Source organism: Acinetobacter sp. P8-3-8 (assembly GCF_000214135.1).
Classification (GTDB): Bacteria; Pseudomonadota; Gammaproteobacteria; order Pseudomonadales; family Moraxellaceae; genus Acinetobacter.
This window is the reverse complement of the sequence record NZ_AFIE01000013.1, coordinates 1-22,900: the sequence shown is the minus strand read 5'-3', so window position 1 is coordinate 22,900 and position 22,900 is coordinate 1. Positions and strand designations below refer to the sequence as shown.

Sequence of the window (22,900 nt, the reverse complement as noted above, 5' to 3'; positions counted from 1 at the left end):
TTTAAACATTCCCCACTAACACTTCTCTTTGTAATTCCTCTAAACCTGTTTGCATAGTGTCTTGAACCAACTTGGTTAGACTTTCCACAGAGTGTCCTTCAGTCGAGATTTTAGGAAAAGCTTTGAGATGTGCTTTTACTTTAGGCATTTCCAAAACCGCTTGGATATGTTCAACAAAGGTTGTATTCCCAATAAATGGTGCAACTGTATCCAATTGACCATTTTTATTGACATAGCAAATCACACAAACTTGTACAGGTTTCTTGGCTTCAATCGCAGCACCTAAAATTCGACCATGTACTTTTTTTACTTTGCTACCGTCTGTCGTTGTGGCTTCTGGAAAAAATAGAACAGGAATATCTTTTTGTAAAAATTCAGCAATTTGCTCACGAATACGAATAGAGTCACCTGAGCCGCGTTTGATGAATAAAGTTCCACCACCTTTAGCGAGGTTTCCAAAGATCGGCCATTTTTCAATTTCAGCTTTTGCCAAAAAGAATACTCGAGCACCAGAGCCTAGAACGGCAATATCCAACCAAGAAATATGATTGCTTACCCACAGCGCAGGTTCACGTGGAATGTCACCATGTACACGTACATCGACGTTAAAAACATCACATAGGCGTCGACAAAAATATTGCACATAGCGGGTATTATTTGGATTATTGGGGTCTTTATAAAGTTGATGGCGATAAACCAAATAAAAACCTTCGGATACAGCTGCTGTACCAGTAACAATTTTTTTACTATATAAAAAAAGCTTAGATAGCATACTTAAGTTCGATGATTTTGACTTTTTGATTGCTTGTTGTTGAGTCATAGAAGCTCACTAAACTGACTATATTTCATATTAAACCGACGGTATTGTATACGCATATACATAAAGTTGCATTGATCATAAAAACATAAGCAATAACTTACTTAATACATATGTTCTAAATTTAACTCAATACGTAAAATTAAATAAAGCGCAATGTAAGCGTATCAATCATCACACATCCAATTTATGCATCTGTTTACACTCAAAAAACTTCTGAATTTATATCAACGGCTATGCATATCTTTGGTAATAGGAGAAATATCATCATGTATTTAAAAAAGTATTAAACACTTGGAATCGCTTAAATCTTCAACCGCACCGTTTCCAAGTCAATACCCTGCTCGGCTATGTGATTTTATATTGTGGCGCTTTGGTTCTCACCTCTAAGCTATTTATTGCAATTCTTTAGTTGTGAATGCGGATTTAAAGGTCAATATCCTTTAGAATGATGCTTCGCTTATGCATCTGAGTTTTAATATCTGTGGAATCTTTTGGTCAGCGTCAAGGTGGTGAAAAAACCATTCTAATCAGTGTAAATGTACAAATATTAGAAAATTTGGACGCTGAGGAATTTCGACTACTGGCTAAGTCCGCAGGCGCTGAAATTTTTGAACATTTAACCGTTCAACGTGTCAAACCTGATGCAAAGTTCTTTATTGGTACAGGTAAGGCAGAAGAAATTGCTGAACGAGTAACAAATGAAGAAATTGAACTGGTCATTTTTGACCAAGCTCTTTCGCCTGCACAAGAACGTAATTTAGAACGAATTTTAAAATGCCGTGTGATTGATCGTACAGGTTTAATTCTCGATATCTTTGCACAACGTGCCCGCACTCATGAAGGTAAACTTCAAGTTGAGCTCGCGCAATTAGACCATCTATCATCTCGTCTGGTGCGTAGCCGTAGTAACTTAGACAGTCAAAAAGGCGGTATCGGATTACGTGGTCCAGGTGAAACCTTGCTTGAAACGGATCGACGTCTATTGCGTATCCGTATGGAACAACTCAAAGACCGTCTTGAAAAAGTCCGTAAAACACGAACGCAAGGACGTGCTGCTCGCCAAAAAGCCAATATTCCGACTGTGTCTTTAGTTGGATATACCAATGCTGGAAAATCAACACTATTTAATATTTTAGCCAATAGTGATGTTTATGCTGCCGATCAGCTTTTTGCCACCCTTGATCCAACACTTAGACGCTTAGATTGGGAAGGTATCGGAACATTGGTGCTTGCTGATACTGTTGGTTTTGTGCGCAATCTCGCTCATTCTTTAGTCGAATCCTTTAAGGCAACTTTAGAGGAAACACTAGAAGCAACGTTACTCCTGCATATCATTGATTCAAATAGTCCTGAAATGATGGAGCAGATCGAAGCAGTAGAAACGGTATTAAATGAAATTGGTGCAGATATCCCAACTTTAAGGGTCTATAACAAAATTGACCAATCGGGTGAAGAAGCTAAAATTATTTATGCTAAACCACATCAGCCTGAACGTGTTTATGTATCAGCCCATACAGGACAAGGCTTAGACTTGCTTCGTAAAGCAGTGCATGAGTGTTTAATGGGGCGAATTCAAAATTTTGAACTGCTTTTAAAACCCGCTTATGGAAAATTACGCACTCAATTTTATGCTTTAAATGTGATTCAATCTGAACACTATGACGATGAAGGGAACTTGCATTTAATCGTTGCAATGGCGCCACAAAAGCTAGAACAGCTCATTAAACAAGCGCATTTACCGATTGATGAGATTCTTGGAACGCAAGCACAGCAGTTTAAAAGACCTTTAGAAGAGTTTGAAATCAAACGCTAAATCGGTTAAAACGTGAAAGGTCAAATTTTATATATCAATACACATGGATCAGTTAAAACGCATAGATTGGCAAGCTTGGATATTCACCATCGGGCTGATCATCTTCTTTCGAGAAGCTTCAGTTTGGGTCATGTCTCAATTTAATCATCCAGAATTGGGGAATTTAACAGGCTTACTAAGCCTTCTATTCGTACTGATCGTATGGCGTAGATTTAAAAAAATTCCACCTCGAATGGTCGATACCAATAATAAATTAATGAAAGAAAGTGGATTTGCTTTCTTACCGATCTGTGCAGGTTCACTCATCATGCTGGTCAGTATGGGAAAAGAAATTCCCCTATTTCTCGTGGTGATGTTTATTAGCACACTGATTCCTTTGTGGGTTTACGCCAAAATGGCGAAAAAGTGGTTATAGGAGATTGATATGCTCAGCGTTCTTACAGGTTTCCTCATCACTTTAATTGCCTACCTTGCAGCTAAACCAGTGAATAAAAAATTCCCACAAGTTCCCTTATTGGTGATTGCGATGTTTTTCGTGATTGGGCTTTTGATGATTTTCAAAATCCCCTATGAAAAATACAATACCGATATGAATGGATTATTCAGCCACCTTTTGGGTTATGTCACTGTTGCATTGGCCATTCCTTTAGCTGCGATGCGTTATGATGATTTACCACTTAAATCAGTGGTAGGAATATTGGTATTTGCCAGTATCAGTGCCGTTGCACTACCTATGAGCTTGGCTTATTTACTGCATATGTCTGAACCAACCATCATGGCGTTCGCAACTCGTGCTGTAACAACGCCAATTGCCATTAATATTGCAACTTTATTGCACTCGCCAGTCACTTTAGTCATTTTAATTGTGATCTTATCTGGTGTGATTGGTGCTGCATTTTCATCGATTATTTTACGCAATATAAATGATGAACGTGCATCAGGCTTAGCTTTGGGACTCGCAGCGCATGCGATCGGAACAGCACAAGCATGGCAACGTGGAGCCGTTGCAGGTCGTTATGCAGCCTTCGGTATGGCAGTCAATGCTGTATTCACTGCGATCTGGTTGCCAACCTTTATTCTTTTTATAAAATAAGTGTGATTTACTATACATTTCAAAGGATTGCATTGAATTGTTATTCAAATTAATATAAATCTTACCCTCATTTTGGATAAGGAATGAATAAATGTGGTCAAATAGATTTATTTTAGGTGTTTTATTTTCAGTGCTAAGTTGTGGCAGCATGGCTAAGGATATTACTGGCATTTGGAAAAATATCGATGATAAGACTGGGTCGTCTAAAGCTGTTCTTGAAGTTCGTCAAGAAGCGAATGGAACCTACACTGGGAAAATCATTAAAATTACACCGCGTCCAGGTTATACACCAAAAGAAACCTGTATCGACTGCCCTGCGCCATATACTAATAAACCTATTTTAGGCATGGATGTCCTAAAAAATTTAAAGCAAACGGGTGAAGAAAGTTATTCTGGTGGCAAAATTATTGATCCACTCACAGGTAAAATTTACTCGATGAAAGCAAAATTAAGTGCAAACGGAAACCGCTTATCTTTACGAGGATATATTGGTGTTTCAGCGCTTGGACGTAGCCAAATTTGGATTCGAGAAAACTAATCCAAACGACTTTGACTAGGTTTAAATAGTTGAATGATCTCTAAAAGCCCATAATTCACTTATGGGCTTTATTATTGAATATCAATCATCTTTCATTTAATGAATAAAATGATTACTTTTGTTATTGCCTCAGCTCTTGCTTAGGATCAAACAAATAGCATCTTCTTTAAACAATTATTTTATAAAACTAGACATTTTTTAACCTATCATTTCAAATCAAAATCCTGTAAATATATAGGCACACATAAGAACAAAGCTACTTATGTTTAATATTTCAGTTTTATTCATACAATATGTACTGAAATAACAATAGAAATAATAAGTTACAAGTGATCACTTAAAAAAATTAGGGGGAAAAATGCGATCTAAAATTAAATTTCTAACTGCAATCGTTATGCTGTCTTTAAGTCAATTTACATTTGCAGAAGATATTTCAGGCTTATGGCAAAGTATTGATGACAAGACTGGTGCACCTAAAGGTATTGTCAGAATTAGCAAAGATGCTGATGGAACCTACATGGGAACTGTAACTAAGGTGACACCCCGTGTTGGCTATAAACCCAAAGAGTTTTGTGTCGATTGCCCTGCACCCTATACCAACAAACCGATTATTGGACTCAATGTTATTCGCGGGCTTAAACATAAAAATGGTGATAACTACGAAGGCGGTAAGATCCTTGATCCCAACTCTGGAAAAATTTACAGCTTAAAAGCCAAACTTTCACCTAATGGCAAAAAACTGGTTCTTAGGGGTTATGTCGGTATTGCTGTTTTAGGTCGTAGCCAAACGTGGATTAGAGCATATTAAGCTCAGCTAATTTTCGATAATATTGATAACGTAAAAAGGCTGTAAACTCTAAAAGTCACAGCCTTTTTATTCTTTCTACGCTTTGAATAAACTAAAAAGATGTATTGTTAACGGTTTTGAAAGAGATTATTCAAGCCAGTTAACGTCATTGCTACGCCTGCTTTAGCAGGTATCGCACGACTCAAATTGGTGTGTAGACTCTCAGCAAAATTCCCCTGATATATTTTCATCCCTTGGTGGGTTAAATTGGAAGTTGCATCAATATAAATCTTCTGCCCCATTTTCTCCCACAAACGGCAAAAACCATAATCTTCAGATAAATAGCGACCTGTTTCAGGGTCAACCATCACATCAAAAAATCGATAATGCAGACCTTTATCTTCAACACCAATCGAATCAGGGGTATATTTTAACTCAGGATAAGCCTGCATCATTTTTTCAAATACAGCCCGTTTAATCACCATGAAACCTGTCGGCGCTTCACTCATCTCAATAAAACCATTATCTAAAATAGTAAGATCTAAATGATCTGCGTCACCTTGTACACGAGCATTAACCGTATATCTTTGATAATTTGCAACAAATTCACCAAGGGTCATGCCTTGTGGTAAACCTTCCTCTGGCCATTCTTCTCGTTTGAGTGGATATACACCCGCAGCAATATCATAATCTGCTTGTAATAGGCGGAAAGCTGCATCTGGTGTAAAACCAATATCTGAATCAATCCAAAATAAATGTGTCCATTCTGGATTTTCCAAAAAAGTAGCCACACAATTATTTCTTGCACGGGTAATTAAACTTTCACCTTGCATCAATAAGTACTGTGTAGGCATTCCAATACGATTAGATTCATGTAAAAAATTTAATAATGAAACAACATAATTATGGAAAAACTTACCATCGTGACTGGGAGTCACTATCAAAGGGTGAATTGTCTTTAACTGCTCAATAGATAGCATCTTTATCATTGCCCTGGTTTTTATATGACACTGAATCTAATCTAAATGATGAAATGATTCAATAAAATCCCACAAGTGCTTCAACAAAAATCTACAAGGACTTTGAATCATCATTTATAAATTAAATTTAATAAAATATACACTTTATCGTGATTTATTTTGCATTTTTAATAAAATATGCTAATTTTTAATCAAAAATCATAAGAGATACTTAAATGAATAATTATGTAAAAGTTATATCTATTAGCATAATGTTTGGTTTATCTATACAAAATAGTTTGGCTCAAGATATTGTCGGTGTTTGGCAAAGTATTGATGATAAAACCAATGCGCCCAAAGCTTTAATTGAAATAAAAAAAGATTCACTCGGTGAATACTTTGGCACCATTGTCAAAGTCACACCAAGCGCAGGTTACAAACCTCAAGAATTTTGTACCAAATGTACTGGTGCGCTTAAAAATAAGCCTATTTTAGGTATGACTATTTTTTCTAAAGTAAAAGAGATAAAGCCAAATCAGTTTGGGAATGGGCAAATACTAGATCCTCTTTCTGGTAAATTTTATAAAGTAAATATCAAGCTGAGTTCGAATGGTAATAACATTCGAGTACATGGTTATATTGGGATTCAAGCTATCGGCAGAACCCAAACATGGGTGAGAGAAAAATAATCAAATATTGATCCTAAATATGAAAAATACTACAGAGAAATATTTCAAGAGTTCAACTGAAATTAAACATTAAAAGTATCGTAAAAATAATCTATTCCTCCAAATGTAAAATACCCAATGTAATTCATTGGGTACTTTAGTTTAAAATCAGTACTGAATGATTTTAAAGTGAAGTAGATACTGGATTATCAACTTTAAAAAGTTGTTTATCTTCAAGTCTATAAGCAATCAATTGCTGCCCCCAAACACAGCCACCATCAACATTTTGGATTTGAGCATTGATCGTTTTACCTTCTAAGGCAGCCCAATGTCCAAAAATGATTTGATGTGTTTTTGCTGTTTCAGATTCAAACTCAAACCACGGTTTAAAACCTTCGGGCATCGGCTCATCCAAAGCATCTTTGAAACTAAATTCCAAGCGACCATTGGCATCAGTCAAGCGCATACGCGTCAAATAATTGGTGATACAACGTAAGCGATCATTCTCAGTTAAGCCTTCTGACCACACATCAGGTTCAGTGCCATACATCGCTTTTAAAAAACCGTCTAAAACGTCAAAATCTTCACTGCTCAAAACAGCTTCAACTTCTTGAGAGAGTTCAGCAGTCTGCTTTGCATTCCAAATACATGGTACGCCCGCATGCGTCAAAATCGTTTGATCATTTGGAAATAAACATAAAGGTTGCTTGCGTAACCAATCAATCAAGTCATCACTTTCAAGTGCATGAATAACATCATCAATCTTGTCTTTATCTTTGGCTTTTTTGATACCACGAGCAACAGCCAGTAAATTCAGGTCGTGATTGCCCAAAACAGTCGCAGCCACATCACGATCGACAAGTTTTTTGATGAAACGTAACGCCCCGACAGAATTTTCACCACGTGCCACTAAATCCCCTGCAAACCAGATAAAGTCTTGATCTGCATCGAACTGGATTTCTTTGAGTAAGGCTTTCAGGGCTTCAAAACAACCTTGCACATCCCCAATGACATAATTATAGCGAACATTCTTACGGGTCATTTAAGCCACCATTTGATCTGACAATGCAACAAATTGAGCCAAGCTAAGTGTTTCTGGACGAGCCATTGGATCAACGCCCGCCTTTTCAAAGCCATCTTCAACCAACATCCCTTTTAAGCTATTACGCAAAGTCTTACGACGTTGAGTAAAAACGTGAGAAACCAAACGCGCCAAAGCTTTTTCATTTTTGGCAACAATCGGTTTATCTGCATATGGCTCTAAACGGAAAACCGCAGAAGTCACTTTTGGAGGTGGATTAAATGATCCTGGTGGCACTTCAAATAAGAATGTAGGTTTACAGAAATATTGAATCATGACCGATAAACGACCATATTCTTTAGTATTTGGAGAAGCCGTAATTCGATCTACAACTTCTTTTTGCAGCATGAAATGCATGTCTTTTACTTTTCCACCAAATTCCAAGAGATGAAATAGTAAAGGTGTAGAAATATTATAAGGTAAGTTACCTACAACACGTAAAGGACGACCTTCCTGAAAGAGTTCAGTAAAATCATATTTCAAAGCATCTGTTTCAATAATGGTTAAACGCTCAGGATGCGGTACACGCCCCGGTAAGCCTGCTGCTAAGTCACGATCTAGCTCAACCACTGTTAACGCATCACATTCACCAATGAGCGGTGATGTTAATGCTGCCAAACCTGGGCCAATTTCGACAATATTATCGCCGGAACGTGGCGCAACAGAACGCACGATTTTGGCAATTACACGTTGGTCATGTAAAAAGTTTTGTCCAAAACGCTTACGCGTATGATGCCCTTCATCTTTTGGGTTTAAGGCATTAATTTGATACATAAAAAAGTTCCAACGTAAATTAATTGCGAGCGAGATCAAGCGCTAAATCGACAGCGACATGCAAACTTGAACCTTTTGCGAGTCCAGTACCTGCAAGGGAGAGCGCTGTGCCGTGATCGACTGATGTTCGAATAAAAGGTAAGCCTAAAGTAATATTAATGGCTTCACCGAATCCTTGAGATTTTAACACAGGTAAGCCTTGATCGTGATACATCGCTAAAACTGCGTCTGCATTTTTCAAATTTTCAGGCGTAAATAATGTATCTGCAGGCATACTTAAACTCATATCAATGCCTTGCGCACGATAATCTTCCAATACAGGATTGATGGTATCAATTTCCTCACGCCCTAAATAACCGCCCTCACCTGCATGCGGATTTAAGCCACAAACCAGAATACGGGGATTGCTAATTTTGAATTTGGTTTTTAGATCATGAATGAGAATGTCGATGACTTGGTGCAGTCGTTGTTTGGTAATTGCATCTGCAACATCACGTAAGGGTAAATGAGTTGTCGCCAATGCAACTCTTAATGTTTTGGTTGCCAGCATCATTACGACACGATCTACACCAGCAAACTCTTGATAATATTCAGTATGCCCACTGAAATGAATGCCAGCATCATTAATCACTGATTTCTGTACAGGTGCAGTGGCAACACCGACACTTTTACCTGACATTGCATAATCTGCCGAACGACGTAATTGCTCTAAAACATAGGCCGAATTTTGAGGATTTAATTCACCAAGAATGACATCCTGATTGACTGGCACATGCTCCACATAAAGTTCACCTTGAACCGAAGATTCTGTTTGCCCTTTATATTCAACAAAATTAATCTCTTTTTGTAAAATTTGCGCACGTTGCTTCAACATATCGAGATCGGCCAAAATAACGATAGGACGTTCATCGATACGATCAGCCAAACTTAAACAGATATCTGGGCCAATTCCTGCGGGTTCACCACTGGTAACATATAATGGAAGCATGAGCCTGAGTTTCAAATTTATTTTGATCTATTTTATACCTAATTCCATCATCCTCCTATGGTCAATGTCATCGCCCAAATTGCTATTAACTTGATATTAACGATTGATTGAATGAATGAATGAATGAATGAATGAATGAGCATTTCAATTTATTTAGGGGTGAATACGCTTATAAAATTGATATGTAATAGATTTTATGAATAAAAAATAGCCACACATATTGCTAAATTATTGCTAAACCCTAGTCATTACCTATGTTTCCGAAACCTCCCCCAAAGAATTCGAGATAGATAAAATACTGACTATTAATTTAAATAAAATGCTCTTATAATAATGCACCTGAAATTCTATATTTTGATTGTGATTCTTCTCACTTTCAGATAGAATTCGGTCTCCTTTTTGTTTGGACAGCTTCCATAGTCCAAACCAACTATAATAGGTAGTGGTTTAATGAAAACTCTCAGCGCTAAGCCTGCTGAAGTTCAACACGACTGGTACGTTGTTGATGCTTCTGGCAAAACTTTAGGTCGCCTTGCGACTGAAATCGCTCGTCGTTTACGCGGTAAGCACAAAACTTCTTATACTCCGCACGTTGACACTGGTGACTACATCGTTGTTATCAATGCAGAGCAAGTTCAAGTGACTGGTAAAAAATCACTTGATAAGAAATACTATCGCCATACTGGTTTCCCTGGTGGTATCCGTGAGACTAACTTCGAGAAGTTAATTGCTCACAAACCTGAAGCTGTTCTTGAAAAAGCAGTTAAAGGTATGTTGCCAAAAGGTCCTCTTGGTTATGCAATGATCAAAAAAATGAAAGTGTATGCTGGTACTGAGCATCCGCATGCTGCGCAACAGCCACAAGTTTTGGACATCTAAGGGATACTGCACATGGCTACTAATTATGGTACAGGTCGCCGTAAGACCGCAACTGCACGTGTTTTCCTATCAGCTGGTACTGGTAAACTCGTAATCAACAACCGTACTCTTGAACAGTACTTCGGTCGTGAAACTGCTCGTATGGTTGTTCGTCAACCGCTTGAGCTTTTAGACGCTACTGAAAAGTATGACCTTTACATCACTGTTGCTGGTGGTGGTATCGGTGGTCAAGCTGGCGCTATCCGTCACGGTATTACTCGTGCATTGATCGCTGCTGACGAAACTTTAAAACCTGCTCTTCGTCAAGCTGGTTTCGTTACTCGTGATGCTCGTGAAGTTGAACGTAAGAAACTTGGTTTACGTAAAGCTCGTAAACGTCCTCAATTCTCTAAACGTTAATTCGTTTACCGAATCGGACAAAAAACCTCGGATTTTCCGAGGTTTTTTTATGCCTAAATTTCATTAGGCTTTTCATTAAGAGTCTTCATTAAATCATTTAGATGAGCTTTTAGCTTTAAATAGCTTAACTTCGAGCCAATACAGTTTATTTAGCTGTTTAGTTATTTCTGTTGATCTCGCATTGAACAATCCATAGTCGCATCACGCACCATCCATAGCGCTATGCTCAGTCATCATGCAGTCATTTTCTTGGTAGCTTTGTACATCTTTTGAAAACTGATGATCTTTAGGAAGTGGTGCATCACAAGGTTCGTCCGTCTTTTCATCGACCATTTTCACTGGTCCATCATTATAGATGGTGACCTTACATCCCTTAACCACATATTCCTGCTGAATACCTCCATATCGATCTTCATCAGCCACAGGCATAGCGACATCACAAGCTTCGTCAGCCAAACACGCAGCTTCTTCGGCAGAAGCAGCAGCTTGAGCGACCTCTGCATGCTCAGCCGCATCATGACGCTTCGCATATGTGTTTGAAATTACAGTCATTAAAGATAATATAACGATTGATCTAATCACATTTCCCACTGAGTGCATCATTTTTTCCTTGTTGGTCATTTTGTAGTTGATCGATACTTATCATAAACATATTAAAGTTAGAGTGATTTTATTGTCTATTTTTAGTATTCTACGCTATTCACTTAACCAAGTTTTTGGAATATGTCAGTCGAAAATGCACCTCAACAAGGGATTACGTTGTATAGCCACGAGGATGACTTTCGTTCACATTGGATTAGATTGCTACTCGCTGAAAAGCAAATTAAATATCATCTCATTATTGTTGAAGAAGATGATGAAGATTTAGCAAGTTTGAATCCTTATAATCAACTTCCGATGCTCATTGAAAATGATTTAAAACTATTTAATACTACAATTATTTCTGAATACATTGATGATCGTTATCGTCAGAATAAACTCTATGCGGATGCGCCTGCTCCACGAGCAGAACAAAGACAATATATTTGGCGCTTAGAACAAGACTGGTTAAAACTCGCAGATCTCATGCTACGCCATCCTGATACTTTAGATGTTGCTGCAAGTAAAAAAGCGCAAAAGCAATTACGCGATACTTTGATTTCGCTCACACCACTTTTTCAGCATTATCCATATTTCATGTCTGAAAACTTTACAATTTTAGATTGCATGTTAGCCCCAATTTTCATACGGTTAAAACATATGGGAATTGAGTTGCCTAAACAGCAATGCCGTCCAATTTTGCTATATTGCCAACGAATTTTTAGTCGTCCTGCTTTTATCAAGTCCATGACTTTGCAAGAACAGAACCGATATAGTGAATTTTTGACAAAGCCCTAGATTGCAAATCAAAAGAGTATTTTCCAATGTCTGAACAAGAACTGAATGTAAGTCCCACTCGACCATATCTTGCACGTGCAATTTATGAATGGATTTGTGATAACAATTTAACTCCTTATCTTTTGGTTGATGCGACTAAACCTTATACCGATGTGCCACAACAGTTTATACAAGATGGTCAGATCGTGTTAAATATCGTTCCACATGCTGTACACATGTTAAACATCAATAATGAATCGGTAACGTTCTCTGCGCGTTTTGGTGGTGTGTCTAGAGACATTTATGTCCCTATGAATGCCGTTTTAGGGTTATATGCCCGTGAAAATGGACAAGGTTTATTCTTCGATCCTGACGAATATGCCAATGTGCAAATAGATGAAGATGCTTTAAAATCAAATAGTAGTGAACAAGCAGAAACTACGACTGATACACCAAAGAAAAAACCAAGTTTAAGAATTTTAGAATAGAAGAAGGAAAACCAGATGGCTTTTGATCTCGTACAATACTTTGCTGAGCAGATTAAGATTCAAAAGCCTCAGCTTTTAGCTCAACTCGAGCCAGAACAGCGTAAGATGTATATTGAAGAAATCAATGCGTTGACTTTAGGAAAATTGATCAGCTTATGGCGTCAAAATGATGATGCGCTGTATCAAGAGATACTTTCACAAGATCACCTTTATACTCAAGAAATTGCACGACACCTCACTACATCTAAGCAAAATCTATCCAGTTTAGACAAAGCTTTACTTGAATCTGCAACGACTGACATTCTCGAATTACAAATCGCAGAATTGAAACAACTCGATACTGCTGGAAGTTTGGGTAAAAGAGGTCTGCGAGAACTGGTTATTGGTCAAATAGAACACTTGTCTGGGCAGGCAAAAGATTGGGTTTGGTCAACAAACGAACTGACTGAGCTGATTGGCTCTCAACCTATCCCTGAAGAAGAGCTATCATTAGAGGAAACCATGAAGGAGTTTAATCAAATGGTCAATGTTCAAAAATCTGATGCTCATACCGATCACCATGATGTTGTTGAAGTAAAAACAGTGAATCCCGCTTGGGCAAAAGGTGCAGAACCAATCGTTGCATTGGTGGTGTTATATTTTCTTTTTGAAGCAGCAACCAAGATTTTTGCTTAAAAACCTGAGTTCTTTCAATAAACAATTAAAAGCGATCTTTATGATCGCTTTTTTTCATTAAGAAATTACTTAAGTAAATGTAATTATTTTGCGTGATAAAAATCACCAATATAATAAGAATATAGATTTTGAATACAAATTTTTATCATTAAATTAAAACAAACTTAATTTGCATTTTATTATATCGAATAACTAATCAATTCATTCCAAAAAGCTTATAGATTTTTGATCATCAGCAATGGTAATTTAAGCCAAGCATGGTAAATAAACTATTAATATTAAATTAATAATTTATTTAAAGAAAATAACGATGGAGGTCACAAAACCGTCATATTACAGATATTTAATCGAAAAAAATTTATAAGTCTATTGTATTAAAACGAGCAGATTTGCAATTAATTTTACTTAACGATTTTAGTTAATATACACCTTGGAATTTTCAATCAAAGATAAGTGGTATTATGAACAATCAATGTATCAATATCGCAATCTCAGGCTTAGGTTTAACCACCTGAGATGAACTTAAAATACGGTTGAGAAAACTATTGCCAAATACAATTGGTATAAATTGGACCAATATTGCTGATCAAAATATCAACTGTATTTTAATTAATGAACATTTTTTTGAACATGACAATATTCAAAATATTATTCAAAATAAAAAAATACCTTATTTAAAAATTTCAAAACATAGTGACCCAACAGAAAGTACTGATGAAAATTTGCTGTGTATACCTATTAATGATGAACTGATTCTTAAAGACTGGGTCAATATTAAATTACTCAATCGAACCAATGTATCTGAGCCAAAACCGGAAGTTACAGCTGATCATATCGATTCGGAGAATACGCCAAGTGAAGCTCCCAATATTAAAGAAATCGATTTTTTTACAGATATTTATCAACAAGAAATTCGTAAGATTTTGATTAATGATCAATTCGGGACTTTAGCGATTATTGACCATCATGCACATTTAGCATGGTTAGAGCCAACACGAGAAGCATATAAAACTGATCCGTCTATACAATATACAGCAGCAAGTACCACAGACTTTATTAAAGTATCTCGCAAACAACATCACAATTTAGAAAATTGGTTATTCAATTTAGTGTGGCAAAATCCCAATATAATCACTGCCCCATCACTAGATAAAGCATACAGATTAAGGTTTTGGCCTCAACCGAATATGGCTGATAAAAAAATATTATTGCAACTTTCTGCCAGTTTTATTTTAGGTGCTGAAATTCAGCATGTTGCAGATAAATTAAATATTCCGGTTCATACCGTGCAACATTTTATCACTGCAAATTTGGCTATTTGTAATGCTGAATTAATTTCAGTAAAAGACTGCCAATTTAATAAACCATCAAATATAGAGAATCAAACTGAGAACACAGGTTTTCTTAAAGGCTTTTTTGGCAAATTAAAAAATAGATTTAAATTTTAACATTGAGACCAATTATGATTATTCAAAAGTATAAGATTGTTTTTGCTGGCTCAATGGGTGCTGGTAAAACCGAAGCGATAAAATCATTATCTGAAGTCCCTATACTTGCGACAGAAGCGTATAATACTGACGACCATAGCCATAAAAAGCTCAATACCACGGTAGGTATTGATTATGGTGAAATTACATTAGAAGATGGTAATAAAGTTGGGCTTTATGGTACACCTGGTCAAGGTCGCTTTGACTTTATGTGGGGTGTGATTTGCAAAGGGGCGATTGGTACGATTCTATTAATTGATCATAGCTTAGAAACGCCATTAGCAGAATTAGACTACTATCTAAAAACATTTAGACAATATAGTGAAAATATTGTGATTGGAATCACTCATGTTGATGAAGCGATAAGCACTTCAACACATCAGTATCGGCAGTCTTTAATGGAACGAAATTTGAATTTCCCTGTTTTTTTTATCGATGCACGTAAAAAATCAGACGTTTTATTACTATTAGAAACACTCATTATCTCTTTAGAAACAAAATATTTATAGGAAGTTCATATGATTAACTCACTTGAGCAACGTACAGCACCTGCCACTTTAGTTGCATTTGCAAAAACACAGATTCAACAAATTTTGAGCCATGTGAATAATATTGAATTTATCATGATCTGCTCAACAGACGGTTTTGAATTGGCTTCGATCAGCAAACGTCATCAATTTCACTCTAGTAAACTTGCTGCGGTGAGTAGCTCAATTTTAGCGATGGTGAGTGCATTTTTAGGTGAAATTAATTTAACGGGTTGTCAAAGTGTGACTTTGGATGCAGAGAATGGTAAAGCGGTTTTAACTTCAGTGCCTTGCGCCAAACACCCGATGATCATCGTTACACTTAGCTCAAGAGATGTATTGCTCGGGCAACTTTTGTATCATTTAAAAGAAGCAAGCCAAGCAATCGTTCAACAAGATAATACTTAACTGTAAATCACTTGTTAAAAATGATAAGCGTGATGAAGCATTTTTAAAGCAACATACAAGTATGGGCAAGATTATTTATATTTGCGCTAAGCTAAAATTGTTGTTTGCGACTTGCCTCTGGCTTTTGACTGATACATCAGTTGATCTGCCTGACGTGTTGCTTCATCCAAATTATCTGGCAATTCTGTATAGATACGAATCCCCATACTAAAATCAATACCATATCGCTGCTTAAGCCCACTCAGTAAGAATTGATTCCTCAATCTTTTGGCATATTCTTCAATACCTTGTGAATTTGTATCTTGCAAAATCACCACAAATTCATCACCACCCATACGTGCCACAACATCATTCATACGTACTGATTGTTTAAGCACCTGCGCAAATTCAACCAAAACATCATCCCCTTTACTGTGTCCATAGGTATCATTAACTGACTTAAAACCATCAAGGTCAATCAGGCCAACTGCGAGTGTTTGATCTTTTTTAGGTTGTCTTCTTTTCAGCGTTTGATATTCAACATTAAAAGCACGAGTATTGTTCAATGAAGTTAATGAATCACGCATTGCCATGAGTGTCATTTCAGCTAAATTTTTTTTAATTTTAAATAATAAAGAAGCAAATATACTAAAAAATCCCAATCGGGCACAGGTATTCCAAAAAGGGATAATTGAACTCGAATAATGATGCCCAGCCTCATAATCTGCATATAGCCATGTCAATGCCGATAGGACAATGGTGACCGTTGTCATGTATTTATTATCATACCAAGCGGCAATTGAAACTGGGATCAGGTAAAACACAGCAAAAGAATATTCATAGCCCGTTGCCAGATCGATCACACCCCATACAGCGATCATGACGAATAAAAGCACACGGCGAAAGAACGCTTTTTTTGAAAGTACATTTTCAAATTGAATAATGAAGTTCATGGTTCTTCCCTCCCTATCGAATATCTTTTTTCTTTAAATCATTTTCCTTTACAACAATGTAATATTTTATGCTGAGATTGTCTTGTGCAGACTGTATCAATTTTCATATTATTTTTTGTTTTAAATGTTTTTATGTTCTTTTACTTTAAGAATATTTTGGGTGTCAGGGAAAACATCTGTTGGTTTACTTCAACTATTAAAACTTTGTAAGTTCTAACCCTATTGCCTATAAACTTTTGATCTATAGCGTCCTAAGCCGAATCGAGACCTTTTGGGTAAGTACTACACTCACGTTATACGCAACTGGTAGCAATCTGCTCTTTTCGATCCCTATCACACCCTTGAAACATACTTTAACCAAAGTGCTTCGGGATTATTTCCCTAAGATCTATCAATTTTAGTCATTTTCAGGAAAATTTTTCTCAAATAAGGGAAAACTTAGGATTTTTTATCTTTATGGCTAAAATAGTGATTTTTAATTTCATAAAAACCCTGAAAAATGGAAATTTTATCAGCACTTTTTACCGTTCACCTGCTCAAAAAGCAAAAGGGATGATTTCACTCATCCCTAACAACACTTAAATAAGCTTAAATATACTGAAATAAGTTAAACAACCAATTCTTATAAAAGTATCGAGGTTAAAAATAGACATTGAATACTGTCATTCTTCAATGCCTATCATCGAGAAAACGTAGTCAAAACATCGCATCAATTTTTACGATGCTTCTGAAATTGGTTTTGCTTTGCGCTTTAAATAAAGGGTTTCTAATGCTGGTTTATCTTGATTTAGAAAAGCATGTAGACTTTGTAAAGCTTGCTCAAGATTGGCTTGTTTAATCACAAAAGTTTCTTTATTTTTACGCGTCATTAATCCAAACAATTCGCGTTGTGGAAAGACCAACTGAATATTACTTTCGAGCTTAAATTCAAATTGTTCTGACTCTGAAAATGCGTTTAAAGTTATTTTCAAATATTCATGTGATTCATTATCAGTCACGTTGAAAATAGAACTTTTACCATCCATTTGCAGTTGTTGAATACGTTGTTGACGCCAATTGATCTTTTCAAAATTTGCGATAATTGCATCAATATCAAGCTCAGTCATTTCATGTGTTTCTGCACGATGACTTGCATTTAACGATTGAATTTGCAGATTGAATGTACTCATTTTTATGCGACTCATGTCCTTATCGTCTTTTGCTAGTTTAACAATACTCATCTTAATTCACAGTGATTTCGGATATAAATTTTAAATTAGTGATTGATTTAAAATGAATATTTGTGACAAATTCAACCAAATATTATATTTTAATGACTTGCTTTATATTTTTAGTTTTATTCCTTATTCAACTTAATTCAATATGTAAATCAGTTTATGACTATTTGGAGATAAGGAAAATAAATTTCCCTTATCCTACGAAGCCTTAAATATGATGTTAAATGCAATGTCTTAAATGCGATGCTTTAAATACATTAAGCAATGCGTTGCACTTGCAACATTTTCTTATGTAGTAACTGCTTATATTGTTCAGTCATTTCCTCAATATGCCCATTTAAAAATAAATCTAACTGCTCTGAAACTTGGTTTTGAGTGAGATTTTTATAAATGACTTCATATTGCTTTTTACGAGTGAACATACCAAAAAACTCTTTGTTTTCTACGATGAATTGAATATTACTGTCGATTTGAAAAACAGGTTCAGCCTTGGTTGATTGCGTGTTTAATTGAATATGTAAATACTGCTGAGTATCGATATCCACCACAGCAAATGATACTTCTGAATTTTCTAATTGCAGTTGCGTGAGAAAAATACGTCGCCATTGAATGCTGTAAAATTTACCTTGAATTTGCGTAATATCATGCGTTTCAAAGGATTCTTTTCTTGGAAAATGCCCCTGCGCAGGTAAGTTTATTTCGATTTCAAATGTTTTCATTATTTCACCTATCCCCGTGTGTTTTTTGTTTTGTGAATTATTATTAACACTGATTTTATTATAATTAAATATTCACATATAAGACTTTGGTCGTATTTTAAGCATATATTAAATAACCAAAGTCACACCATTTGTATTATTTGTGATCGAATTTAACTATTCTACTTTTAGTTATGGCACATCAAATTCATTAAAATCTTTTATTTCTGACAGAAAAATAGGCTTGACCTTAATTTTTGTCCACGTTTCTTTAAACTTTGGATCACCCTCAGGATCTTTATTCATATTCTCTCGATATAGTTTTTTACCTGTTAAAAAATTAATACTGGTTTGGCTTTCGACATAAGGCCCGTGATTACTGCTATCCTCATAACCGATTAAACGCATATCATCATTTTCTAATCTAAAACGATAACCCCAAGCACCATAGCGACCATGTGCATAATTGATATTTAAAATATTATTTTGAATCTCAAACCATAAATCAGGTGCAAAATACACACCTCCATCTTCGTTTTCAGAACTGAAGCATGATAAATTTTGAACGACTTTTTTATATGACCCTTTTTGATTGATTAAGATAATCATCCCTCGACGATTTCGATCCAGCTTCCCTCGATACTCATGGTTTACCCATCGACTTGGATCTGTCGCTTTGACAATAAGTACTAAATCTTTCGTTCCATCTTTATTTAAATCACCTTCGACAGCTTCAAATAAATGAAATGTTTTAGGAATATAAGCTTTGTACTGAATTTGATCTTTTTGTAATTTGATTTGCTCTGCTGTTAGTTGCTCTTTGGCAAAGCCTGCTTGTGGAATTAGTGAAATAAGTGGAATAAAAAATAGCGTAGATAATGTGAAAAATGTAGCGAAAATCTGTGATTTCATTATTTCCTCACTCTGAAAATATTTGACTTAAATTAGCGAAAAATAATCGGTGAAACCACAGCAAATGTTCACTGTTGAAAATATACACGTATAGAAACTGCGATCATATACCACACAATAATTGCGCTAATTCCTGTCAGAATATTTAAAATAACCTTGTAGGCATTTGATAAATTAGATTTATAAATTTTCAAATTGATATAGTACGCTAAAGCACCTAAACCACCACCGATTGCTCCGCCCACAAATACTAAAATGAATGGCCAGCCACACATCAAATATGCTGATGTAGATAAGCCCTGATTAAAGAAACCTTTTTTAGTTGCTTGATTTTCCATTCTCTATCCTTTTAAATTTTTCTTTTGTTAAACGATGATCTTTATTCAAACTTTTCATCGGTTGCTTTTACATTTTTATTCCACTTAAAACCACATCTCGTATTGTACTCAAGCTCAATCCGGAGCTGCTCAAGTTTTTCAAAAATAAAACCTGCAACTTCCTCTGCGTAAGGGCTTATTTCTTTCTGCTTTAGCATTCCACTAAATCGCAACACTTCTGCAAAGGACTCTAATATTGATTGAAAATTCAAATGAAATGACTCATCAAAATCCTAAGATTGGTGTACTGCAAGTAAGGAAAACATAAACCTTTTATTGGGTGCATGGATCATCAATGTCCCAAAACCATCTGTCTCAATTCGTTGAATTTCTTGCCATCTGATTACTCTATGGGTAGAGCCCTTTTTATATTGTAAGCCTTCACTGTCGATACGATATTTTCCTGTACCCGTTAAAAGGTAATAAATAGCACCAAATAAGAAAAAACCAATTACTATTCCTGAAAGTACCAGAAATACTAAATTTTTCAGAATATACTCAGCCACTCCCATTCCATTATGATCTTGAAGAAGTGCCAAAATGATAAGAAGAACAAGACCTATTGCCATCAAAGCAGACAGAAAGCCTAACCCCATAGCAAATCGAATAGATTCACTGACATAGTATATTTTTCGCATCAAAATCCATTTAAAATGAGTTGAGTTTTATCACGACTATTTTATAAAATTAGAATAATTTATAGATAACATCAATCTTTTTTAGCATACTTTTTATTCATTTTTTACTTAACGATATATTTAAAACATCGAAATGAATCATTTTAAATCGCGTTGCTGATTTTAAAGGTTTTGAGGTAAAGCGTTTAAATTACATTCATAACTGACCAATTTGCGATGCACAATCGAGAAGTTCGTTTTTAGAATGCTTAGATTAGCGTTTTAGAATTAGAAGTTTAGTAGAGGGCTTTAGCGAGAGCAGAAAAATTAAAGTCACTAGACGCATTTAAATACATTAATTTTAGGTATTTAGAGCGTTAATCATTGAGCTATTTTTCATCTAAATACATCTAAAAAACAGCTCAATTTTAAATAGTTAGGACAAAGGACTTAGCTCATTTTCTTGCCTTTTCAATCGTATCCAACGTATTACCAATACGATCAGTATGAACACTGCTATGGCAACAAATACAGGTACAACCATAGCCATAATGGAGAGTAATATTGCGCTAATCCACTCACCTGTGGCGATAACAAAATTACCTAAACCGCCTGTAGTTGCCGTTGATACGCCACGTGCAGCCACTGTACTCATTTGTACGGCTGTAGCTGTTCCACCACCGACAATGATGGCTGCTGCCCAACCTGCAAATTGTGACATTTCTCCACTACTGACCGCCATGGTTGTCAATGTTCCAGCAATCATCGCTGCGGGTGTAGCAATGGTATCTAATGCATTATCCACCCACGGAATGTAATAAGCACCGATTTCACAGATTGTCGCGACTGCTAAACCTATGCATACCGATGGCATTGCCAACCATTCAAAGCCTTGCATCGGTTCAAACCATCCCATCAATGATGCAACGCTCATTACAAATAGCGGGACAAAGACTCGAAAGCCACAAGCGGCACTTAAACCGATCCCTATACATAAGCTCAGGATTATTTCCATCATCACTTCCCTGTCTTGATTTCTTTATATTTCTATATTGCTTCTAAATTAACAAAAAGCCCTATCAAGTGATAGGGCTTTTATTTAAAACAGAGGATAACTGTTTTATTTGTGCAGCTTAGGCATTCTTGTTGTTGAATTGATTGCCAAGGCATTTGGTACACGGGGGTAAACGGTCTGTACCAATTTCTAAGTAGGTGCGGTGCCCGCATTGAACACAAAAATAGAAGCCAGTTCCTGGTTTAGAGCCTGCAATGACCATTTTTGTTCTCCATAGGTTTTAGAAATGGTGAATAAAGTATAGTCATTTTTTTATGTATGTCTACTGTCTATTTTGAAAAATGATGGTGTCATTTTTTTAAGAAATGGTTTTAAATATCTTCTCGCTCTTGTGGTGGCTCATCTACTCTTTCTTCGGAATAGAAATCAGAAGGCATTTCAGTAAGTGATTTTAAAAGCTTTTCTGCTTCGATCGTTTTTTCTTGATTTTTAATTTTCTGATGCTTTTTATAGCATTCCTCAGCCAATTTCAAATCATCAATACCTCTTTTCATTTTCCCATACATCTTAACAGTATAGAGAATTTCATCTTTAGTTCTTTCTTCTATTAAAGCTAATTGTTTTTGTTCATATAAATCCCATACACCTCTCCCATCCTCAAAAACACAATCCTTGTAAAACTTATTTAACAACTGATTTTTCTGCTTAGGGTACAAAAAATATGTAGAGTTATTAAAGAATGGTATTCCCAAAACAGATAAATCAATAACTCTAAATTGATTCATAAACTTAAAAGCATCTTTCTTTGACAAAAAATTATATCTTTCAAAAAGTGCCATTAATATTGGTACATCTGAATTTTGAACTCCAATTCCACATAATACAGGTGAAATCGCCATGTCCGCTTTTTGGATAAAATCTAATGTGGACTTTAGTTTTTGGTAAAATTTGCCTACTAATTCTTTTTCGCTTGTACAATTCCATAACCATATGGACTGAATTTTTGCTTGTAATGCAACATCAGATTTCTCTAACTCTTCTTTTACTGCTTTTGTAATATAAAATGAACCACCTAAGAGTATTGATTCTCCGTCATAAGGGTTGTAGCTAAACCCATGCTTAAGTCTATTACATTCAGGAACATAAAACTCCAAATCAATAAAAATTATACGTGTTTTACTAATATTAAGAAATCTTCGTTTCATATAAATCCTTATAAATAATAGAGTTACTATTTCAGTAACTAGAAATAAAATAAGACATAGTATTATAAATAATCTACCTAAATATTATATGGTCAGATAAAAAACCCCACTTAACAGTAGGGTCTTTTTACAACAATATCAATAACTTTAATCTCCCCTTGCTAAGCAATTCTTCTCACCTTTTATA

The 22,900-nt window shown here is 35.7% G+C and carries 30 protein-coding genes and 1 pseudogene; 15 read left to right on the top strand and 16 right to left on the bottom strand.

The features are described 5' to 3' along the window. Nucleotide 1 precedes the first annotated feature (1 nt). Nucleotides 2-820 carry a 1-acyl-sn-glycerol-3-phosphate acyltransferase gene (locus GGG_RS0107805; RefSeq protein ID WP_010113651.1) on the bottom strand — a complete coding sequence of 273 codons (819 nt, stop codon included), beginning with the start codon at nt 818-820 and terminating at the stop codon, nt 2-4. Nucleotides 821-1,301: 481 nt separating this feature from the next. Here GGG_RS0107805 and hflX point away from each other — a divergent pair, with 481 nt between their 5' ends. From hflX to GGG_RS0107780, 5 genes are all read left to right on the top strand, one after another. Further along, complete coding sequence (gene hflX / locus GGG_RS0107800) at nt 1,302-2,633, top strand: ribosome rescue GTPase HflX (protein WP_010113649.1); 1,332 nt, start codon at nt 1,302-1,304, stop codon at nt 2,631-2,633. 43 nt (nt 2,634-2,676) lie between these two features. Beyond that, nucleotides 2,677-3,048: a membrane protein gene (locus GGG_RS0107795; protein WP_010113648.1), complete on the top strand. Its 372-nt coding sequence runs from the start codon at nt 2,677-2,679 to the stop codon at nt 3,046-3,048. Between the two features lie 9 nt (nt 3,049-3,057). Further along, nucleotides 3,058-3,726, top strand: a complete 669-nt coding sequence (locus GGG_RS0107790) for an LrgB family protein (RefSeq protein ID WP_010113646.1) — start codon at nt 3,058-3,060, stop codon at nt 3,724-3,726. Nucleotides 3,727-3,817: 91 nt separating this feature from the next. Next, a complete protein-coding gene (locus tag GGG_RS0107785) occupies nt 3,818-4,264 on the top strand; it encodes a DUF2147 domain-containing protein (protein WP_010113644.1) in 447 nt (148 codons plus the stop codon). 358 nt (nt 4,265-4,622) lie between these two features. Then, a complete protein-coding gene (locus GGG_RS0107780) occupies nt 4,623-5,072 on the top strand; it encodes a DUF2147 domain-containing protein (protein WP_010113642.1) in 450 nt (149 codons plus the stop codon). A 107-nt stretch (nt 5,073-5,179) separates the two neighbouring features. Here GGG_RS0107780 and GGG_RS0107775 read toward each other — a convergent pair whose 3' ends face one another. Next, nucleotides 5,180-5,905, bottom strand: a complete 726-nt coding sequence (locus tag GGG_RS0107775; protein ID WP_264650122.1) for a hypothetical protein — start codon at nt 5,903-5,905, stop codon at nt 5,180-5,182. A gap of 341 nt (nt 5,906-6,246) precedes the next feature. On the opposite strand from GGG_RS0107775, the gene GGG_RS0107770 reads away from it, so the two are divergent. Then, on the top strand, nt 6,247-6,699 hold the full coding sequence (locus GGG_RS0107770; protein WP_010113640.1) for a DUF2147 domain-containing protein: 453 nt from the start codon (nt 6,247-6,249) through the stop codon (nt 6,697-6,699). 163 nt (nt 6,700-6,862) lie between these two features. Here the strand turns inward: GGG_RS0107770 and GGG_RS0107765 are convergent, their stop codons facing one another. From GGG_RS0107765 to pdxA, 3 genes are read right to left on the bottom strand one after another with little or no spacing between them, the layout of a single operon-like run. After that, entirely contained in the window at nt 6,863-7,720 is an 858-nt protein-coding gene (locus GGG_RS0107765) for a symmetrical bis(5'-nucleosyl)-tetraphosphatase (protein WP_010113639.1), read from the bottom strand. Further along, nucleotides 7,721-8,533: a 16S rRNA (adenine(1518)-N(6)/adenine(1519)-N(6))-dimethyltransferase RsmA gene (gene rsmA, locus GGG_RS0107760; protein WP_010113638.1), complete on the bottom strand. Its 813-nt coding sequence runs from the start codon at nt 8,531-8,533 to the stop codon at nt 7,721-7,723. It abuts the gene before it with no gap. 19 nt (nt 8,534-8,552) lie between these two features. Beyond that, the gene (gene pdxA / locus GGG_RS0107755; RefSeq protein ID WP_171057672.1) at nt 8,553-9,536 is read right to left on the bottom strand and encodes a 4-hydroxythreonine-4-phosphate dehydrogenase PdxA; all 984 of its coding nucleotides are present in this window, start codon (nt 9,534-9,536) and stop codon (nt 8,553-8,555) included. Between the two features lie 435 nt (nt 9,537-9,971). On the opposite strand from pdxA, the gene rplM reads away from it, so the two are divergent. Continuing rightward, the gene (gene rplM, locus GGG_RS0107750; RefSeq protein WP_002117832.1) at nt 9,972-10,400 is read left to right on the top strand and encodes a 50S ribosomal protein L13; all 429 of its coding nucleotides are present in this window, start codon (nt 9,972-9,974) and stop codon (nt 10,398-10,400) included. Nucleotides 10,401-10,412: 12 nt separating this feature from the next. Further along, on the top strand, nt 10,413-10,799 hold the full coding sequence (gene rpsI, locus GGG_RS0107745; RefSeq protein ID WP_010113617.1) for a 30S ribosomal protein S9: 387 nt from the start codon (nt 10,413-10,415) through the stop codon (nt 10,797-10,799). Nucleotides 10,800-10,960: 161 nt separating this feature from the next. Here rpsI and GGG_RS19610 read toward each other — a convergent pair. Next, a pseudogene (locus GGG_RS19610) lies at nt 10,961-11,399 on the bottom strand (hypothetical protein). Between the two features lie 123 nt (nt 11,400-11,522). Between GGG_RS19610 and GGG_RS0107735 the strand changes: the two are divergent. The 6 genes from GGG_RS0107735 (at nt 11,523) to GGG_RS0107710 (ending at nt 15,740) form a co-directional block, all read left to right on the top strand. Beyond that, nucleotides 11,523-12,176 carry a glutathione S-transferase N-terminal domain-containing protein gene (locus GGG_RS0107735; protein WP_010113615.1) on the top strand — a complete coding sequence of 218 codons (654 nt, stop codon included), beginning with the start codon at nt 11,523-11,525 and terminating at the stop codon, nt 12,174-12,176. Between the two features lie 26 nt (nt 12,177-12,202). Next, nucleotides 12,203-12,643, top strand: coding sequence for a ClpXP protease specificity-enhancing factor (locus GGG_RS0107730; protein WP_010113613.1), 441 nt, complete (start codon nt 12,203-12,205; stop codon nt 12,641-12,643). 15 nt (nt 12,644-12,658) lie between these two features. Beyond that, on the top strand, nt 12,659-13,318 hold the full coding sequence (locus GGG_RS0107725) for a hypothetical protein (protein ID WP_010113611.1): 660 nt from the start codon (nt 12,659-12,661) through the stop codon (nt 13,316-13,318). Between the two features lie 545 nt (nt 13,319-13,863). Continuing rightward, nucleotides 13,864-14,766, top strand: a complete 903-nt coding sequence (locus tag GGG_RS19605; RefSeq protein WP_010113609.1) for a hypothetical protein — start codon at nt 13,864-13,866, stop codon at nt 14,764-14,766. Nucleotides 14,767-14,780: 14 nt separating this feature from the next. Beyond that, the gene (locus tag GGG_RS0107715; RefSeq protein ID WP_010113607.1) at nt 14,781-15,314 is read left to right on the top strand and encodes an ATP/GTP-binding protein; all 534 of its coding nucleotides are present in this window, start codon (nt 14,781-14,783) and stop codon (nt 15,312-15,314) included. A 9-nt stretch (nt 15,315-15,323) separates the two neighbouring features. Beyond that, nucleotides 15,324-15,740 (top strand): hypothetical protein, encoded by a 417-nt coding sequence (locus GGG_RS0107710; protein WP_010113606.1) that lies wholly within the window; start codon nt 15,324-15,326, stop codon nt 15,738-15,740. A gap of 86 nt (nt 15,741-15,826) precedes the next feature. Here GGG_RS0107710 and GGG_RS0107705 read toward each other — a convergent pair whose 3' ends face one another. Beyond that, the gene (locus GGG_RS0107705) at nt 15,827-16,672 is read right to left on the bottom strand and encodes a GGDEF domain-containing protein (RefSeq protein WP_010113604.1); all 846 of its coding nucleotides are present in this window, start codon (nt 16,670-16,672) and stop codon (nt 15,827-15,829) included. Nucleotides 16,673-17,128: 456 nt separating this feature from the next. On the opposite strand from GGG_RS0107705, the gene GGG_RS21525 reads away from it, so the two are divergent. Beyond that, a complete protein-coding gene (locus GGG_RS21525; protein ID WP_264650121.1) occupies nt 17,129-17,254 on the top strand; it encodes a hypothetical protein in 126 nt (41 codons plus the stop codon). A gap of 134 nt (nt 17,255-17,388) precedes the next feature. Here the strand turns inward: GGG_RS21525 and GGG_RS0107700 are convergent, their stop codons facing one another. The 9 genes from GGG_RS0107700 to GGG_RS20445 all read right to left on the bottom strand — a co-directional run bounded on the left by GGG_RS0107700 (nt 17,389) and on the right by GGG_RS20445 (nt 22,713). Then, nucleotides 17,389-17,841 (bottom strand): hypothetical protein, encoded by a 453-nt coding sequence (locus GGG_RS0107700; RefSeq protein ID WP_010113603.1) that lies wholly within the window; start codon nt 17,839-17,841, stop codon nt 17,389-17,391. A 305-nt stretch (nt 17,842-18,146) separates the two neighbouring features. Further along, on the bottom strand, nt 18,147-18,608 hold the full coding sequence (locus GGG_RS0107695; protein ID WP_010113601.1) for a hypothetical protein: 462 nt from the start codon (nt 18,606-18,608) through the stop codon (nt 18,147-18,149). A gap of 171 nt (nt 18,609-18,779) precedes the next feature. Next, on the bottom strand, nt 18,780-19,499 hold the full coding sequence (locus GGG_RS0107690) for a hypothetical protein (RefSeq protein ID WP_010113600.1): 720 nt from the start codon (nt 19,497-19,499) through the stop codon (nt 18,780-18,782). A 68-nt stretch (nt 19,500-19,567) separates the two neighbouring features. Then, the gene (locus GGG_RS0107685) at nt 19,568-19,837 is read right to left on the bottom strand and encodes a hypothetical protein (protein WP_010113599.1); all 270 of its coding nucleotides are present in this window, start codon (nt 19,835-19,837) and stop codon (nt 19,568-19,570) included. A gap of 41 nt (nt 19,838-19,878) precedes the next feature. Next, the gene (locus tag GGG_RS20845) at nt 19,879-20,088 is read right to left on the bottom strand and encodes a hypothetical protein (RefSeq protein WP_010113598.1); all 210 of its coding nucleotides are present in this window, start codon (nt 20,086-20,088) and stop codon (nt 19,879-19,881) included. A 21-nt stretch (nt 20,089-20,109) separates the two neighbouring features. Next, nucleotides 20,110-20,514 carry a hypothetical protein gene (locus GGG_RS0107675; protein WP_010113597.1) on the bottom strand — a complete coding sequence of 135 codons (405 nt, stop codon included), beginning with the start codon at nt 20,512-20,514 and terminating at the stop codon, nt 20,110-20,112. Between the two features lie 415 nt (nt 20,515-20,929). Then, nucleotides 20,930-21,508, bottom strand: coding sequence for a DUF4126 family protein (locus tag GGG_RS0107670; protein ID WP_010113594.1), 579 nt, complete (start codon nt 21,506-21,508; stop codon nt 20,930-20,932). A 118-nt stretch (nt 21,509-21,626) separates the two neighbouring features. After that, nucleotides 21,627-21,770 carry a hypothetical protein gene (locus GGG_RS20605; protein WP_010113592.1) on the bottom strand — a complete coding sequence of 48 codons (144 nt, stop codon included), beginning with the start codon at nt 21,768-21,770 and terminating at the stop codon, nt 21,627-21,629. A 109-nt stretch (nt 21,771-21,879) separates the two neighbouring features. Then, a complete protein-coding gene (locus tag GGG_RS20445) occupies nt 21,880-22,713 on the bottom strand; it encodes a hypothetical protein (protein ID WP_010113590.1) in 834 nt (277 codons plus the stop codon). Nucleotides 22,714-22,900 lie beyond the last annotated feature (187 nt).